Annotated in this window: 17 protein-coding genes; 5 read left to right on the top strand and 12 right to left on the bottom strand. The window is 62.6% G+C overall.

What is annotated here, in order from left to right; all coding sequences use genetic code 11:
• Window positions 1–19: 19 nt before the first annotated feature.
• On the bottom strand, window positions 20–1,189 hold the full coding sequence (locus LY284_RS35180; RefSeq protein WP_233391739.1) for a zinc-dependent alcohol dehydrogenase: 1,170 nt from the start codon (window positions 1,187–1,189) through the stop codon (window positions 20–22).
• A gap of 142 nt (window positions 1,190–1,331) precedes the next feature.
• Between LY284_RS35180 and LY284_RS35175 the strand changes: the two genes are divergently transcribed.
• On the top strand, window positions 1,332–1,844 hold the full coding sequence (locus LY284_RS35175) for a flavin reductase family protein (RefSeq protein ID WP_309243241.1): 513 nt from the start codon (window positions 1,332–1,334) through the stop codon (window positions 1,842–1,844).
• Between the two features lie 20 nt (window positions 1,845–1,864).
• Here the strand turns inward: LY284_RS35175 and LY284_RS35170 are convergent, their stop codons facing one another.
• The 4 genes from LY284_RS35170 to LY284_RS35155 all read right to left on the bottom strand — a co-directional run bounded on the left by LY284_RS35170 (window position 1,865) and on the right by LY284_RS35155 (window position 4,610).
• Entirely contained in the window at window positions 1,865–2,647 is a 783-nt protein-coding gene (locus LY284_RS35170; protein WP_233391736.1) for an SDR family NAD(P)-dependent oxidoreductase, read from the bottom strand.
• A 24-nt stretch (window positions 2,648–2,671) separates the two neighbouring features.
• Window positions 2,672–3,154, bottom strand: coding sequence for a DUF3597 domain-containing protein (locus tag LY284_RS35165; RefSeq protein ID WP_233391734.1), 483 nt, complete (start codon window positions 3,152–3,154; stop codon window positions 2,672–2,674).
• A gap of 67 nt (window positions 3,155–3,221) precedes the next feature.
• Window positions 3,222–3,668, bottom strand: a complete 447-nt coding sequence (locus tag LY284_RS35160; RefSeq protein ID WP_233391732.1) for a response regulator — start codon at window positions 3,666–3,668, stop codon at window positions 3,222–3,224.
• A gap of 66 nt (window positions 3,669–3,734) precedes the next feature.
• Window positions 3,735–4,610: a manganese catalase family protein gene (locus tag LY284_RS35155; protein ID WP_233391729.1), complete on the bottom strand. Its 876-nt coding sequence runs from the start codon at window positions 4,608–4,610 to the stop codon at window positions 3,735–3,737.
• Window positions 4,611–4,934: 324 nt separating this feature from the next.
• Between LY284_RS35155 and LY284_RS35150 the strand changes: the two genes are divergently transcribed.
• The 4 genes from LY284_RS35150 (at window position 4,935) to LY284_RS35135 (ending at window position 8,021) form a co-directional block, all read left to right on the top strand.
• Window positions 4,935–6,092, top strand: a complete 1,158-nt coding sequence (locus LY284_RS35150) for a YihY/virulence factor BrkB family protein (RefSeq protein WP_233391727.1) — start codon at window positions 4,935–4,937, stop codon at window positions 6,090–6,092.
• A gap of 428 nt (window positions 6,093–6,520) precedes the next feature.
• On the top strand, window positions 6,521–6,745 hold the full coding sequence (locus tag LY284_RS35145; RefSeq protein WP_233391725.1) for a hypothetical protein: 225 nt from the start codon (window positions 6,521–6,523) through the stop codon (window positions 6,743–6,745).
• A gap of 17 nt (window positions 6,746–6,762) precedes the next feature.
• A complete protein-coding gene (locus tag LY284_RS35140; RefSeq protein ID WP_233391723.1) occupies window positions 6,763–7,263 on the top strand; it encodes a CinA family protein in 501 nt (166 codons plus the stop codon).
• Between the two features lie 266 nt (window positions 7,264–7,529).
• Window positions 7,530–8,021 carry a ferritin-like domain-containing protein gene (locus LY284_RS35135; protein WP_233391721.1) on the top strand — a complete coding sequence of 164 codons (492 nt, stop codon included), beginning with the start codon at window positions 7,530–7,532 and terminating at the stop codon, window positions 8,019–8,021.
• Window positions 8,022–8,358: 337 nt separating this feature from the next.
• Here LY284_RS35135 and LY284_RS35130 read toward each other — a convergent pair whose 3' ends face one another.
• The 7 genes from LY284_RS35130 to coxB are packed head-to-tail and all read right to left on the bottom strand — an operon-like array spanning window position 8,359 to window position 14,893.
• Entirely contained in the window at window positions 8,359–9,636 is a 1,278-nt protein-coding gene (locus LY284_RS35130) for a cytochrome c (RefSeq protein WP_375294335.1), read from the bottom strand.
• Complete coding sequence (locus LY284_RS35125) at window positions 9,633–9,995, bottom strand: cytochrome c family protein (protein ID WP_233391720.1); 363 nt, start codon at window positions 9,993–9,995, stop codon at window positions 9,633–9,635. Before LY284_RS35125 ends, LY284_RS35130 begins: the two co-directional genes overlap by 4 nt.
• A gap of 4 nt (window positions 9,996–9,999) precedes the next feature.
• The gene (locus LY284_RS35120) at window positions 10,000–10,953 is read right to left on the bottom strand and encodes a cytochrome c oxidase assembly protein (RefSeq protein WP_233391718.1); all 954 of its coding nucleotides are present in this window, start codon (window positions 10,951–10,953) and stop codon (window positions 10,000–10,002) included.
• Complete coding sequence (locus tag LY284_RS35115) at window positions 10,932–11,357, bottom strand: hypothetical protein (protein WP_233391716.1); 426 nt, start codon at window positions 11,355–11,357, stop codon at window positions 10,932–10,934. The genes LY284_RS35120 and LY284_RS35115 overlap by 22 nt, the downstream gene beginning before the upstream one ends.
• Window positions 11,358–11,364: 7 nt before the next feature.
• Window positions 11,365–12,009, bottom strand: coding sequence for a cytochrome c oxidase subunit 3 (locus tag LY284_RS35110; RefSeq protein WP_233391714.1), 645 nt, complete (start codon window positions 12,007–12,009; stop codon window positions 11,365–11,367).
• Window positions 12,006–13,940: a cytochrome c oxidase subunit I gene (gene ctaD / locus LY284_RS35105; RefSeq protein ID WP_233391709.1), complete on the bottom strand. Its 1,935-nt coding sequence runs from the start codon at window positions 13,938–13,940 to the stop codon at window positions 12,006–12,008. The genes LY284_RS35110 and ctaD overlap by 4 nt, the downstream gene beginning before the upstream one ends.
• Window positions 13,937–14,893, bottom strand: coding sequence for a cytochrome c oxidase subunit II (gene coxB, locus LY284_RS35100; protein ID WP_233391703.1), 957 nt, complete (start codon window positions 14,891–14,893; stop codon window positions 13,937–13,939). The genes ctaD and coxB overlap by 4 nt, the downstream gene beginning before the upstream one ends.
• Between the last annotated feature and the right edge of the window lie 69 nt (window positions 14,894–14,962).

Here is a 14,962-nt window from a genome sequence, read left to right as displayed (position 1 = left end):
CCGTGGTTTTACCCAGCGGCTAAGGTTTCAAAACCACCTTAATGCAGCCGTCCTCTTTGTCGCGGAAGGTTTCGTACATCTTGGGTCCGTCCTCGAGCTTCATTCGATGAGTGATGACGAAGGACGGATCGATCTGTCCTTCTCCGATTCGCTTGAGCAGATCATCGCTCCAGCGATTGACGTGCGTTTGCCCCATGCGCCAGGTAAGACCTTTGTTCATCGCTGCGCCGAACGGGATTTTGTCGATCAATCCGCCATACACGCCAGGCACCGACAGCACGCCAGCCGGACGGCACACGTAGATCATTTCGCGCAGCACATGCGGCCGGTCGGTTTCGAGCATGATGGCCTGCTTGATTCGATCGTAGATGCCGTCGAACGAACGCGTCGCATGCGATTCCATGCCGACAGCATCGATACATTTCTCGGGGCCTTTTGCTTGCGTCAGATCGCGCAAACGGTCGAGTACGCTCGCGTCCTTGAAGTTGATTGGGATCGCGCCAGCCGCTTGCGCCATCGCAAGGCGTTCCGGAACGTGATCGATGACGATGACCTGTCTCGCCCCGAGCAATATCGCGCTGCGAATCGCCATCTGTCCGACAGGTCCAGCGCCCCAGATAGCGACGGTGTCGGTCGGTTCGATTTCGCAGTTGATCGCTGCCTGCCATCCGGTCGGGAAGATATCGCCGAGAAAGAGCACTTGTTCATCGGTCAGGCCATCGGGAATCTTGATATGCGTCTTGTCCGCGAACGGCACGCGAACATACTCGGCCTGTCCGCCCGCATAGCCACCTGTAAGATGCGTGTATCCGAAGAGGCCGGCCGTCGCGTGACCGAAGAGTTTGTCGGCAGCGTCCTTGTTCCGGTTCGAGCGTTCGCACACGGAGAAATTGCCCCGCTTGCATTGATCGCATTCGCCGCAGAAAATCGTGAATGGAACGACGACACGATCGCCCACTTTGAGCGCCGCGTTATCACGGCCGACTTCGACCACTTCGCCCATGAATTCATGACCCATCACGTCGCCTGACTTCATTCCGGGCATGAAGCCATCGAAGAGGTGGAGGTCCGAGCCGCAGATCGCGCAAGTCGACACCTTTATGATCGCATCGCGTCCGTGCTCGATGACCGGGTCGGGCACCGTGTCGTAACGGATATCTTTCTTGCCATGCCAAGTCAATGCTTTCAAGGTCGCCTCCTGCGGGTAGGCTTGATCGTCGGGTAGGTTCGTGGTTGCTGCAAGTCGGACGGCGCAACGCGTATGCCCGCTGAGGCATGGCACATGCTCGTGCACGCTTCGACGGTTCCTCTAACACCAAGGACAAAGTGCTATGACCAACGGTATGGCTGATCTCTTCCGGCGTCTGACAGCAGGCGTTTATGTGATCGGCGTCGCGCACGGAGGTGCAAGGAACGCGTTCACGGCAAGTTCGGTCATGCAGATCTCGTTCGACCCGCTCCTTGTTGCGCTCGCCATCAATCCGGCGCACGCGTCCTATCCGATACTCGACCGCGGACGGGCGTTCTCTATCAACGTTTTGCGCTCGGATCAGCAGGCCATAGCCGAGCACTTCGGCACGCACTCGGGCCGCACGATCGACAAGCTGTCGTCAACGCCCTGGCGGATCGGCCGAAGCGGCGCGCCACTGCTGCTCGATGCGGTGGCGTATTTCGATTGTCAGGTTCTCAGCGAGGCCGAAGCCGGGGATCACCGCCTTGTGATCGGCAGTGTGATCGACGGCGGGGTTCTCTCTCCGGAAGCGCAACCGCTGCTCTATGCCGCGACCGGAGATCTGGATCAGAGCGCGCAACTCTACGCGAAGGCGTTCAACGACTCGAAGTAGGTAGCCTTGTCTACCCGACCTCACGCCTGCGGCGGCTGTCCGTTGGAAGCGCTCAGGCCGCCGTCTACTGGTAGATTGACGCCGGTGACGAAGCGCGCGTCGTCGCTGGCGAGGAAAGCAATCACCGCTGCGATATCGTCGGGTTTCGCCGCGCGGCCTAGTGGAATGCGCTCGCGAAACTTGGCCATCAGTTGCTCGTCGCCGAGCATGTCCTGCGTGAGATCGGTCTCGGTCAGGCTCGGACATACCGCATTGACGCGCACACCATCGCGACCGTGGTCCATCGCGAGCGCGCGCGTAAAGTTGGTCACTGCGCCCTTCGCGGCGTTGTAGAAGCTCATCCCCCAATCGCCACCGAGTCCCGATACCGACGATACATTGACGATCGAACCCTTCGCATCGATCAGATGACGGATGGCCGCGCGGCTGCAATAGAAGACGCCGTCAAGATCGGTCGACATGATCGCGCGCCAGTCGTCGAGCGAGGCTTCGTCGATGCGTCCCGTCGGCGCGACACCCGCATTGTTGACGAGCACGTCGATACGTCCGAAGCGCGCAACGGTCGCCTCGATCAGTTGTTGCGCCTCTTCGTACTTCGATGCATCAAAGGTATGCACGAGCGTTCGCGCGGAATCGAGATCGCCTGCGACGCGGGCAAGCTTTTCGCGCGTGCGGCCTGCCAGCACGACCGAGGCGCCTTCGGCCGCGAAACGCCGCGCGGCGCCTTCGCCAATTCCCGATCCCGCGCCGGTCACGATGATCACTTTCGATTTGAAACGCGTGCTGTATTGAGAGTCGTTCATGGATAGATCGAGGAAAGAGGGTTATCACTTCAGATCGGCGGGTACCTTGCCGCCGTTTTCCGCAAGCTTCGTCATGACCTGCTTGTGCAGCCAGATGTTCATCGCGGCGGAGTCGTCGGTGTTGCCGGTGTAATGCAGTTCTTGCGCCAACGCCTTGCGCGATTCGAGACTGCTATCGAGATCGAGCAGTTTCAGCAGATCGACGATGGACGATCGCCAGTTCAATGCCGCGCCGTTTTGCTGCTGCTTTTGCGTGAGGATCGCGTCGACATCCACTTCGGGCAATGGCGTAACCGGCGGCCGGGAGGGTTCGACGCCGGGGGTTGCAGGCGTGCCGGCGGCGCCGCTCGCCGAACCCAAAGGTGTGCTGGTCGGATTGCCCGATGACGTCGAGCTCGATGGCGGCGCCGCATTGGGCGCCGCAGGCGGCACGGTTCCGCCCGAGGCGGTCGTCGCCGGATGGTCGTGCGGAAAGATCTTGTTCAGGATGTTCGAGAAGATGCTCATGTTTTCCTCCGTGCGTCAGTGAGATCGATGTTCTGCGCATTGCGCATCAAGCGTGCCGTGCGTCCCCTCATGCCGCAGGTCCATGCACGAAGTGACGAAGCAATGGTGCAAACGTCGTTGCGTCGGTCGGTTTCGCGCAAAACGCGTCGAATCCCGCGTGCTTCGCGCGTTGCAGATCGGCCTCGCTAGCCGCCGCGGAATGGGCGATGAGGATGGTTCCGGATGTATTCGCGTCCGCGCGAAGACGGGCCGCGACTTCCAGCCCCGACATGTCGGGCATCCAGATATCCAGCAGAACGACTTCCGGCTTGCATCGCGCGGTCGCGTCGATCGCGACGCGGCCGCCGTAGACGGCATCGGCATCGAAGCCGCAGATGGCCAGCACCATGCTGATGGCGTCGGCGGTATCCACGTAATCGTCGACGACGAGCACGCGTGGCGTGCCGGACGCGACCTTTGTTCTGCGCGTCCAGATCGCGCACTTCGGCACCCGGTTTTCGCTCGCGGCAGTCATGATCGGTTCGCGCCTCTATAACGACGCGAGCGGCGCTGCTGCGAGTTGCAGCAGCGCCGCCCGGTCTTACACCTCGTTGGCTTTTCCAGCGCCCAGGTCGGCGCCGGTGGTCGGCTCGGCGGTCGGATCCGAAGCCGTGCGCGATGCCATCGCCTGCAACACTTCGACGTCGCGTTCGGTCACGGTCACGGTCGCCGTTCCGTCGCCGCCATCGACGGCTGGTTGCGGGTCGTCGACGAACTGCCAGTCGCCGCCCTCATTCCACGGCCCGCGCGCGTCGTCGCCCTTCGACATGTTGAAGTAGACGCTCGTGAACTCCGGCTCGCCCGGCAGCTTGCCTTGCGGGAAGTTCGGCTGAATCGAGTGAAGGGCCTTTTCAAAGGACTTTTGATGCGCGATTTCGCGGGTCATCAAGAAGCCCAGCGCTTCCTTGATGCCCGGATCGTCGGTCACGTTGATGAGACGCTCGTAGACGATCTTCGCGCGCGCCTCCGCGGCGATGTTTGAGCGCAGGTCGGCCGTCGGCTCGCCGATGGTATCGATATAGGCAGCGGTCCAGGGCACGCCTGCGGAGTTGGTGAGGGCAGGGCCGCCGCCATAGAGCAGCGCGGTGGTATGCGAATCGTTGCCACCGCCGGTGAGCGACCGATACAACTCGGCTTCCGATTCCACCGCTTCCGCGAGTTGGCCCTTCGCACCCTTGTTCAGCATCGCGACGATTGAGCCGATCACTTCGAGATGGCTGAGTTCTTCGGTGGCGATATCGAACAACAGGTCCTTGCGGCCCGGATCATCTTCGCCGACAGCTTGAGTGAAATACCGGCACGCGGCCGCCAGTTCGCCCTGCGGCCCGCCGAACTGCTCGAGCAGCAGATTGGCGAGGCCCGGATTGGGCGCACTCACGCGGACGGTGTATTGCAGACGCTTGTTATGCACGAACATTTGCACGACTCCTTTTTCGGGGCGCACGAAACCCTTTACGGTCTCGGCGCGGATCATCAAGGTTGAACGGTTTTGCTCGCAGCGACCAAGAGGACATCGAAGCGTCGCTTACGGTCGTGCTGCTGCGAGCCTCAGCGCGAAGAGATCGCACCGGCGTATCGCGGAGGAAGCCGCGTCGTGGAAAGGGAGGCCGACTGTCCGGATAGAGTCCGCGACATCGGCCTGAATGGGAATCAGCAACGCGTATGCCAACCGGCCCGCCAATGTCCACAGCCGGGCACCGTCCATGCTTGATGCCCTGCGCATGGATCAACGGAGACCGCCATGGACGTCAAATCGCTTAAGGGCCGAACCTTTGCATGGCCCGCACGCACGTTCAAACGTTTCAGCGCCGATCGCGCTGCGCCGATGGCCGCGAGCATCGCGTTCTATTCCGCATTCTCGCTCGCGCCAACACTTGTCATGATGATCGCCGTCGCCGGCCTCGTGTTCGGTGCGGAGGCCGCTCGCGGTCAGCTCTTTCATCAGATCAGCGGCATGCTCGGAAAGGATGCCGCGGCGAGCGTGCAGGCGATCGTCGAGCACGCGCACCGGAGCGGCGGAAGCGGCCTCGCGGCGGTGATCTCGTTCGTACTGCTGGCCGTGGGCGCATCGGCGACGTTCTCATCGTTGAACACGGCGCTGTCGATCATCTGGCCGAAAAGCGGAAGAGAGAAATCGGGTGTCGCGACGCTCGTCAAGGTTAGATTGATCTCGTTCGGTCTTGTCATGGGCGTCGCGTTCCTGCTGATCGTGTCGCTCGTGCTGGATACTGCCGTACAGGCCGCGGGAAAATGGGTGTTCGGGGAATCGCCGCTCGTCGTCATCGGCGATATCGTGCAATTCGTGCTCGGGCTCGCTATTCTTTCTTGCGCGTTTGCGGCGCTGTTGAAGTATCTGCCGGATGGACACGTACCGTGGCGCGATGCGCTCGTGGGCGGTGTGATTTCCGCGGTGCTCTTTTCGGTCGGAAAGAAGCTCTTTGCGCTGTACCTGACGCACGCCGGGACCGCGAATGCATTCGGCGCAGCCGGCTCACTCGCCGTGCTGCTGATGTGGCTGTATTTCGCCGCCGCCGTGATGCTGCTCGGCGCCGAAGCCGCCGCGACGAGAGTCGAAGCGCGTGAAGGAGAAGTGCGAGATGGCAAGGCGCGAGATGGCGGAGCCCGGACTTCGCGCGAAGAGCACACGCCTCGTGCCGCGCCGCAGAGCGTGCCTGCGAACACGCGCGCGCCAATCTCCCATGTTGCCGCACCTGTGATCGTGTCCGCTCCTGTGGTGCAATCCGACTGCCGCGTCGCACCGAGCGGGTCCTCGGTGGTCGCAAGGGTGCTCAATGTGGTGAAGGCAAATCCGAGCCGGTTCGCAATCGCGGCAGCGGGCGCGAGCCTTTTCGTCTTCACGAAGGGCACACATGGCCATCACCCAGGAAAACGTTCCTAGGCGCCGTCTTATGCCTTCTCCGGGCGATGCCGAGAGGCGACTGCCGCGAAGCATCGCTGTAGTGCTACGGCACGACGGTTGCTATGATCGTGAGCAGCATCGTTGACGCCATGAACGGAACGTCCGTGCGCTCAAAGAGGGCGAGGTCTTGGTCGGCAAGGAGCCACACATGCAAGGGCCACACATTCACGGGTACTTGGACCACCTGATAACGCGGGCCATCTATTCGGGCGCCGCCGGCGAGCTCGTCTCGGCTTGCGCCGCGTCAACCGCAGCCGTTCAGTCGGGACACGGGTCATGGGCGTCGATCAACGCTGTTTCCCATTGTCTATGGCCGACAGCGATCTGGCATGAAGAACGGAGCTTTCGGTACAGCGCATGTGGCGCAACCCTCCATATGGGAAGTGCCGCCTTCTGGGGTGTGATGTTTGAAGCCTTATGCGAAAACCGTCCCCGCCCGCCCGCCGACCGTCGTCACCGCCGCCGCGACGAGCGCACTGATCGCCTATGTCATCGACTATCATGCCGTGCCGAAGCGCGTCACACCAGGACTCGAGGCTCGCCTGTCGAAGCGCTCGCTGACGATGCCCTACGTCGCACTCGACGCGGGCTTTGCCTTCCCGGCGGTGCTGCGGCCACGTGACATGCGCTGACCCAAGGCGAGACGAAATTGGACATCCCAAAGCAAGCCGTGTCGTTCCTTAGCTCGCGTGGCTTAAAGCTGGCGACGGCCGAATCGTGCACGGCCGGCTATATCGCTTCGCTCATTTCGTCGGTGCCGGGAAGCGGAAGCTGCCTCGACGTTGGCTTCGTGACATATTCGCCGACTGGAAAGGCAGGGTTTCTGGGGGTGAGCGAAGAAACGATGACGCAGTACGGGCTGACGAGCGAGGCCGTCGCTCGCGAGATGTCCGAAGGTGCGCTTGTTCAGGAAGGGTGCTGCGCCGATGTTGCCGTGTCGAACACCGGCGTCGCCGACTCGTCGCCAGCCGGCGGTCCTCCGCCCGGTACGCAATGCTTCGCATGGTCGTTCAAGCTGCGCGACGGCCGCATTCGAACATTCAGCGAGACGCGGCGCTTCGAAGGTGAGCGAAATGACGTGCGCCGCGCCGCAGCGCTCTATGCATTATCGCGTATCGAACACTACTTCGACGGGCTGTCGCAACGGTGACCCACAGCGAAGGAGGCAAACATGCACGAGAGCGACAGCGAATGGCAGAAGTGGCAACAGCAAGTCTTTCCCGAGTCGAGGTGTGCGCAAGCAGTTTGACGCCGACTTGAACGCGAGCGGCGCATTGCATATCTTTCCGACCTTCGCAAAACCATCTGGCAACGGGCGCGGGTGAGTAGAGGTTCGGGAACGCGCGTTGCGAATTTTTTTTTCAGCGCCCCAATGCGCTCTTTGGTTGATGCGACGTTTGACCTGGAGGGATCATCATGGCATCGAAGACATTGCAGGATTTGTTCATTCACGCGCTGTCAGATGTCTATAGCGCGGAAAAACAGTTGACCCGGGCGTTGCCGAAACTCGCCCGCGCCAGCGCGAATAGCGAGCTCAAGGCGGCGTTCGAGACACACCTCGAAGAGACACGCGGCCAGATCGAGCGCATCGACCAGGTGGTCGACGTATGCGGCATCAAGCTCAAGCGCATCAAGTGCGTCGCAATGGAGGGTCTCGTCGAGGAAGGACAGGAACAGATCGAGGATTTCGAGGAAGGTCCGATCCGCGACGCCGCATTGATCGCCGCCGCTCAGAAGGTCGAGCACTACGAGATTGCAACGTATGGGACGCTCGCGACGCTGGCCAAGCAACTCGGTCAAGAGGAGGCGATGAAGCTCTTGCTCGAGACACTGGCAGAAGAGAAATCCACCGACGAAAAGTTGACTCAACTCGCCAAGCAGCAGCTCGCCGGGCAAGTGCCGGCATAGGCATGAGGCGGGACGGCGCGTCAGAAGACACAAGAGCAAAGACGAGCGCCAATGCGGCTACAGGTCGAAGCAGTAACGATCAGCAGCACGCTCGACAACGGCTGACCATAACGAGCAAGCCGCGAGTGACGTAATCGCTCCAGGCGACGTGCCGGCATCAGACAACGACGGCACGTCGCTGCGTGGAGCACGGCTAAACCGGAACAGGTCGGGATGCTAGTGAGTGGTCCGGGGGCCAGCGGCAGCGAATCGATGGATACATGCCGCGTCTTCGCGCGGTATTTGTTAACCTGTACGTGTGCCAGCCGTGCGTCGTTCAAAGCTTCAATTGCACACGCTACTTATGAATACTGCCGCGAAACGATGCGACGTCATTCGTCGTGACCGGACGCGCGTCATTGCCCCAGGAACCGCGTACATAAGTGAGCACCTGCGCGATCTGCGCGTCAGTGAGGCGACCGGCGAACGGCGGCATGGGCTGACGCGGCGGACCGTGAATCGTTGCAGGACTGTTACCGCCTTCGACGACGAGTCTGATCAATGACGTGGTGTCTTCGCTGATGACCGAAGGAGTGCCGGCGAGCGCCGCAAACGCATGAGGCACGCCCTTGCCATCGCTTCGATGACACTGCGCGCAAAAGCCCGCATACACCGCCGCGCCCTGCTCGGGCGCGACGTCGGGCGCGCGTGTTTTCAGGCGCCCCGGCTGCGCGAGCGACGGATCGAAGACGCCGTCAGCGGCGCCGGTGGCGGGCAGCGTCTTCAGATAGACGGCGATCGAACGCAGGTCGTTGTCGCCCAGATATTGCGTACTGTCCTCGATGGTTTCGACCATGCTGCCGTATGCGACCATGCTCGCGCCGTGGCCGGTCTTCAGAAACGCTGCAATATCTTCCTGAGCGATGCGGCCAAGTCCCGAGCCGGTATCGGCGCGCAGGTTCGGGGCGAACCAGTTGTCGTTGATGCCGCCGGAAAGAAACGTCTTCGACGACTCGTCATAGCCGCGCTCCTGATAGCCGATGCCGCGGGGCGTGTGACACGAGCCGCAATGGCCGAGCGACTGCACCAGATACGCGCCGCGATTCCAGCTCGCGTCGCGATCGGCGTGCGGCGCGAAGCGTTCCTTCGGTGAAAACATGGCACGCCAGATGCGCAATGCCCATCGCTGATTGAACGGAAACGGCACCTTCGTTTCCGGCGGACGATGCTTCACGGGCGGCACGCCGTGCATCATGTACGCGTAGAGCGCGCGCATGTCCTCGTCCGTGATCTTGACGAACGCCGGATAGGGCATCGCAGGATAAAGTGGCTTGTCACCGCGCCCGACGCCTTCGCGCAGTGCCTTTGCGAAATCCGCATAGTTGTACGCGCCGATGCCGGTCTCGCGATCCGGCGTGATGTTGCTGCTGACGATAGTCCCGAATGGCGAGGTCATCTCGAGACCGCCCGCATACGGTGCGCCGTTCCGAGCTGCGGTATGACAGCCCGCGCAATCGGCCGCTTTAGCGAGATACTCGCCGCGCGCAATCAGTTGCACGGATGGCGAGTCATCGTCGGCCATGACGGCGACGGGCCAAAGCAGCAGCGACAGTACGAGACGCGACAGACTCTTCATTGATGGTAGAGGTAAGCGGCGATATCGCGCGCGTCGATTTCACTCACATCGAGATCGGGCATTACATTCCCGGGCACGATGCGTTGCGGGAAACGAATCCATTGCTGTAGATTCTCGGGCGAATTCGGCAGCTTTCCCGCGATGTAGGCGCGCTCGCCGATTTTCTGAAGCGTCGGTCCGACCATGCCGTATGCGCCCGGCACGCCGTCGATCCGATGACACGCGCCGCAGCCATAGCGCTGAATCGCTTCAAGCCCGTGTCGCGGATTGCCGCCGGTGATCGCATCGGATGATGGCGGCTCGCCGGTGCAGGCCGTCAGCGTTACGAGCGTCGTAAGTGCGATATCGAGGGTGCGCATGACATCATCCCTGGTGCGGCATGCGGACGCCGACGGGCGGCGATGCACGACGCATCAGCCAGCGCGCACCGACCAGCAGCCCGCCAATCAGATACGCGAGCCCACCCGGCACCCACATCACGAGCCCGCCGAGTTGCTGATCTTGCAGTGGATCGAAGCCGAGAGCGCGCGTCGTCTCGATGCACGACGGATACCAGACGCCGGGCGCGAGCGTCAGCAGCGCGCCGAGTGCGCCGGTGTGAACCATCGTCGTGAAGAGCGACAGCATCGCGTGCGCGTTGGCTGCGCCGTGCGCTTCCGACGCGCGGCCGAAGACCGTCCACCAGAACAGCAGTGCGCTCGCGAGAAAGCTCGCATGTTGCAGTGTATGGATGCCGGGACGCGCGAGCGCCGCTTCGAAGAAGCGCGGTGCGTGCCAGCACCAGAGCGCAGCGGCGTGCAGCGTCCAGGCAACGATGGGTAAGGTAAAAAGATGCCACGGCAGTCTAATCCAGCGTGAGCGCGTCGCCGCGCCGATGCGCCTGCGCGCGGCGGCGGGAAACGCCCAGAGCCACACTGCGATCGGCCGGCCGATCACGAGCAAGGGCGCGGCCACCAGCATAAAAAGCTCGTGCTGCACCATGTGTGCGGAAAAGAGCCATTCGCTTAACGCATGCAGCGGCGACTCCAGCCCGGCGACGAGCGTGAGCCAGCCGGCGACGAATGCCGCGAGCCGCGCCGTACGTCCTGCGCGGCCTTGCGCACCGCGCGCATGCAGTCGCCCATAGCCTGCGACGTAGAGCGCAACGCTAACGGCGAGCGCGATGACGACCCACGGTTCGAACGTCCACGCGAGCGGCGATGCCTGCGTCGTGGAGACGTGGGCATGCGCGACGGCGCAAGCGCCGAGCGCGACGAGCGCAACGAGTGTGCCGAGCGCGCCACGCAGCGCGCACTTCAACAGGCGGACAGTAGCCATTGCGGTATGGTTATGGCGATCACGGACAGAACCGACAGCGCGCCGACCCCGGCCGCCACCGCTGCGATAAACCCGGCGCGTGCGGGCCGGCCGGTCATGTCGGGCGTCGGTAATGGGGGCGACGGCAAAGGGGGCGACGGCAAAGGGGGCGACGGCAAAGGGGGCGACGGCAAAGGGGGCGTCGATCGTGCGGGCGCCGATGACGTGGATGAGCGGCGCGTCTCGCGCCAGCGCTGCCACGCGAGTAGCGTTGCGGCCGTGCAGACGACGAGACTCGCGCCGCTGACGCCGTCGAGCAGCGCGTGGCCTCCGAGCCGGCACGCGGGCGTCACCAGCGCGTAGTTGACGCTAAGACATCCCAGCACGATGGACGGGGCGCCAAAGAGCGCAAGCCAGGTTTTCATATTCGAGTCAGTAGCGCGATGCCCAGTAAAGGACGCCGTAGATCGGCAGCCAACTCAACACGACGAAATACCAGTAAATCGCGTTCTCGCTGACGTCAACGAGTCGCTTGCCCTCGAACGGCCCGGTGAACAGCAACACGGCCAGCACGGCGGTATCCACGGTATCGGTGATCAAGTGTGTCGTGTGCAGCCCGAGCAGCAGCCAAACGACAGAGCCGTACGCGTTCGCATACCAGCTCACGTTCAGCGCGGCAAATTCGAATCCGCGTATCACGAGAAACGCAAGGGAGGCGACGAGGCAGACAGAGAGCCATAGCGCGGCTTTTGCGCGGTCGCCGCGTTCTGCCGCGATCTTCGCCAACTGGTTCGGCCACAGGCTCACGAGCAGCACGGCGGTGTTGAGCGTGCCCCAGAGCAGATCCGGTGGATCGGCGGCCAGCGGCCAGGCAGGCGCGCGCGTGCGCAGGTAAAAGACCATCATTACCGCGATGGCGAACACCGTGCCTTCGATCAGCATCAGGCCGGCTGTGCTCCACCACATCAGACTGCGGTGACTGAAGGCGAACGTCGGCAGCGTGCGAACGTCGAGCACAATATGCGCCCCTTCGTTCTCGTCGCGGCCCGGCGCGACGATGCGGGTATCTGCGTTCATGGCCGGCGCTCCCGCGCGACCGCCAGCCGGTTCTCGCCGCGATTCGGCCAGAACCAGCCGATCATCGCCAGGGCGACCGGCAGCGACCCCCAAACGATCGCCCACGGCGTATAGATCGAGCCGATGAAGAGCACCGTCGTTGCCGCCGCGCTTACACACGGCCAGATGGACGGCGTCGGAAACATGGGCCGATGGTCGGGCTGTGCATCGAGCACGCTCGTCACGAGCACTTCGCGCGCATCGGCGGCGAGCCCGGCGACGAAGGCCGGCTGCGCGGATGGCTCCCATCGCGGATCGCGGCCATGCACGACCGGAATCGCATCGAAATTATGCGGCGGCGGCGGAGACGGCACGCTCCATTCGAGCGTGCCCGCGCCCCACGGATCAGCAGCAGCGCGATCGTCGCTGCGCAGACTCTTTACGACGTTGACGATGAAAAGCAGCACGCTCAGCGCGATCACATACGCGCCAATCGTCGCCGTGAGATTCATGCCGTCCCAGCCCAGTCCGTGCGGATAGGTCCACACACGCCGCGGCATGCCCTCGAGGCCGAGCAGATGCATCGGAAAAAAGGTGACATTGAAGGCCGTGAAGAACAGCCAGAACTGCCACTTGCCGAGCCGCTCGTCGAGCATGCGACCCGTGAACTTGGGGAACCAGTAAAAGAACGCACCGAAGAGCGGAAACACGGCGCCGCCGAGCAGCACGTAGTGCAGATGCGCGACGACGAAGTAGGTGTCATGAACCTGCAGATCGAGCGGTACGGAGGCGACCATAATGCCCGTCATACCGCCCATCACAAGGATGAAGAAGAATGCGAGGACGAAGAGCAGCGGCACCCGCAAGCTGAGCTTGCCGGTCCAGAGCGTGCCGATCCAGCAGAAGATCTGAATGGCCGAAGGAATTGCGATCATCAGGCTCGCGGCCGTGAAGAAGCTCTTGCCAAGTTCGGGAATATTCGTCGCGAACATGTGATGCACCCACAGTCCGAACGACAGGAACGCGGTGGCGATGAGCGACAGCACCATCGCCGGATAGCCGAACACCGGACGGCGTGCGAAGGTCGGGATGATGGATGAGATAAAGCCGAGCGGCGGAATGAAGATCAGATATACCTCGGGATGGCCGAAGAACCAGAAGAGGTGTTGCCACAGCAATACGTCGCCGCCTTTCGCCGGGTTATAAAAGTGCGTGCCAACAAGGCGGTCGAGAATCAGCGCGGTGCTGCACAGCATGATGGAGGGCATTGCGAAGATCACCATGAACTGGGTGACGAGGGTGGCCCACACGAACAACGGCATGCGGTTGAGCGACATGCCGGGCGCGCGCAGCTTGAAAATTGTCGTGATGAGCACTACGGCTTCGAGCAGGCCGGATAGCTCGGTGAAGGTGATCATTTGCGCCCAGATGTCGGCACCCTTGTTGGGCGAGTAGTCAGGTCCGGCAAGCGGCACATAGCTGAACCAGCCCGCATTCGGCGCTGTGTTGACGGCAAGCGAGGCGAACAGCAGAAGTCCGCCGAAGAGAAATACCCAATACGCGTACGCGTTCATCCGCGGGAACGCGATGCTGCGCGCGCCGATCATCAACGGCACCAGGTAGGCGGCAATCGCCTGCATCACCGGCACGGCAAAGAGGAACATCATCGTCGTGCCGTGCATCGTGAAAAGTTCGTTGTAGAGGTTTGGGCCGATCAGGCGCTGGTCGGGCCGCGCGAGTTGCGTGCGCATCGCCAGCGCGAGAAGTCCCGCGAGCAGGAAGAACACGAACGTTGTCACGATGAAGCGGCGCGCAATGGTCTTGTGATTGACCGCGCTCAACATGCCGAGAAATCCGGGCGGATCGCTCCAGGTCGCGGCAAGCGCATCGCGCACCACGGGCGATGCATGCGGACCGTCAGCCGGGTCGCTGGTATTGCGCTCGTCGCTCATTTGAGCGTCTCCATCCAAATGAGCAGCGCCTGCAGATCGGCGGGCGGCAGGCGCGTCGGCGGCATGACTGTGCCGGGCTTGAGCGTGCGCGGATCGACGATCCATCCGGCAAGATTGCCTCGATTGTTCGCCAGCGTGCCGGCGGCGATGAATGGCCTACTGGCGAAGTGCGTGAGATCGGGACCGATCGTGCCCTGTGCATCGGTGCCGCGCACCGTGTGACAGCGGGCGCAGTCCTGGCCCATGAATACATCACGGCCGCGCGTAGCGATCTCGTCTGATGGCGCGATGGCCGGCTGGCGTTGACGAGCGGCCCACGTCTCATACTGCGCGGGCGGATCGGCGATGACTTGAAACGCCATCAACGCGTGTTCATAACCGCAGAATTCCGCGCATTGCCCGCGATACACGCCCGTCTTGTCCGCGCGAAACTCGATCGTCGCGTCGCGGCCGGGAATCATGTCCTTCTTGCCATGAAGGTTCGGCACCCAGAACGTGTGGATGACATCGGCGGCTTTCAGTGACACCACCACCGGCCGTCCCACTGGCACGTGCAGTTCGTTGGCGAGCGTGAAGCCGGGCGCATTGCCCTCGCTTGGATAGCGCACCTGCCACCACCATTGATAGCCGGTCATTTCGATACGCAGCGCGTTGTCGACGGGCAGGCGCGAGAGGGCGCGGTCGGTGAGGACATCGGCCAGCACGAGGCCAAAAAGCAATAGCGTGGACGCGCCCGTCGCGGCGGCGACCCAAAAGCGCACGCGCGGTTCGCGATGTCCAATGACGGAGAGATCCGCAGGCGTCGCTCGATTGGCGCCGGGCATGCGCATCATCGCGATGAGACATGCGAGCAGAATTGCGGCAAATACCGCACAGCAGACCGTTAGCGTCAGATGCCAAAGGTCGAGGATGCGGCTGGCCTGAACGCCTGCCGGATTCAGTGCGCTCTGCATGGTGCGTCGTGGGCTTCCGAAAATGACACTTTCCGGCACTGGACAGAAGCCGGACGTGCACGCTGTCCC

It is taken from the genome of Caballeronia sp. PC1, from assembly GCF_021353155.1.
Classification (GTDB): domain Bacteria; phylum Pseudomonadota; class Gammaproteobacteria; order Burkholderiales; family Burkholderiaceae; genus Caballeronia; species Caballeronia cordobensis.
Note: the sequence above shows the minus strand (reverse complement) of the source record. Positions and strands in the feature narration are given on the sequence as shown.

Coding starts and splice junctions, on each gene's coding strand:
- LY284_RS35175 (WP_309243241.1), top strand. CDS start 1,332: ATGACCAACGGTATGGCTGATCTCTTCCGGCGTCTGACAGCAGGCGTT.
- LY284_RS35170 (WP_233391736.1), bottom strand. CDS start 2,647: ATGAACGACTCTCAATACAGCACGCGTTTCAAATCGAAAGTGATCATC.
- LY284_RS35165 (WP_233391734.1), bottom strand. CDS start 3,154: ATGAGCATCTTCTCGAACATCCTGAACAAGATCTTTCCGCACGACCAT.
- LY284_RS35160 (WP_233391732.1), bottom strand. CDS start 3,668: ATGACTGCCGCGAGCGAAAACCGGGTGCCGAAGTGCGCGATCTGGACG.
- LY284_RS35155 (WP_233391729.1), bottom strand. CDS start 4,610: ATGTTCGTGCATAACAAGCGTCTGCAATACACCGTCCGCGTGAGTGCG.
- LY284_RS35150 (WP_233391727.1), top strand. CDS start 4,935: ATGGACGTCAAATCGCTTAAGGGCCGAACCTTTGCATGGCCCGCACGC.
- LY284_RS35135 (WP_233391721.1), top strand. CDS start 7,530: ATGGCATCGAAGACATTGCAGGATTTGTTCATTCACGCGCTGTCAGAT.
- LY284_RS35130 (WP_375294335.1), bottom strand. CDS start 9,636: ATGAAGAGTCTGTCGCGTCTCGTACTGTCGCTGCTGCTTTGGCCCGTC.
- LY284_RS35125 (WP_233391720.1), bottom strand. CDS start 9,995: ATGCGCACCCTCGATATCGCACTTACGACGCTCGTAACGCTGACGGCC.
- LY284_RS35120 (WP_233391718.1), bottom strand. CDS start 10,953: ATGGCTACTGTCCGCCTGTTGAAGTGCGCGCTGCGTGGCGCGCTCGGC.
- LY284_RS35115 (WP_233391716.1), bottom strand. CDS start 11,357: ATGAAAACCTGGCTTGCGCTCTTTGGCGCCCCGTCCATCGTGCTGGGA.
- LY284_RS35110 (WP_233391714.1), bottom strand. CDS start 12,009: ATGAACGCAGATACCCGCATCGTCGCGCCGGGCCGCGACGAGAACGAA.
- ctaD (WP_233391709.1), bottom strand. CDS start 13,940: ATGAGCGACGAGCGCAATACCAGCGACCCGGCTGACGGTCCGCATGCA.
- coxB (WP_233391703.1), bottom strand. CDS start 14,893: ATGCAGAGCGCACTGAATCCGGCAGGCGTTCAGGCCAGCCGCATCCTC.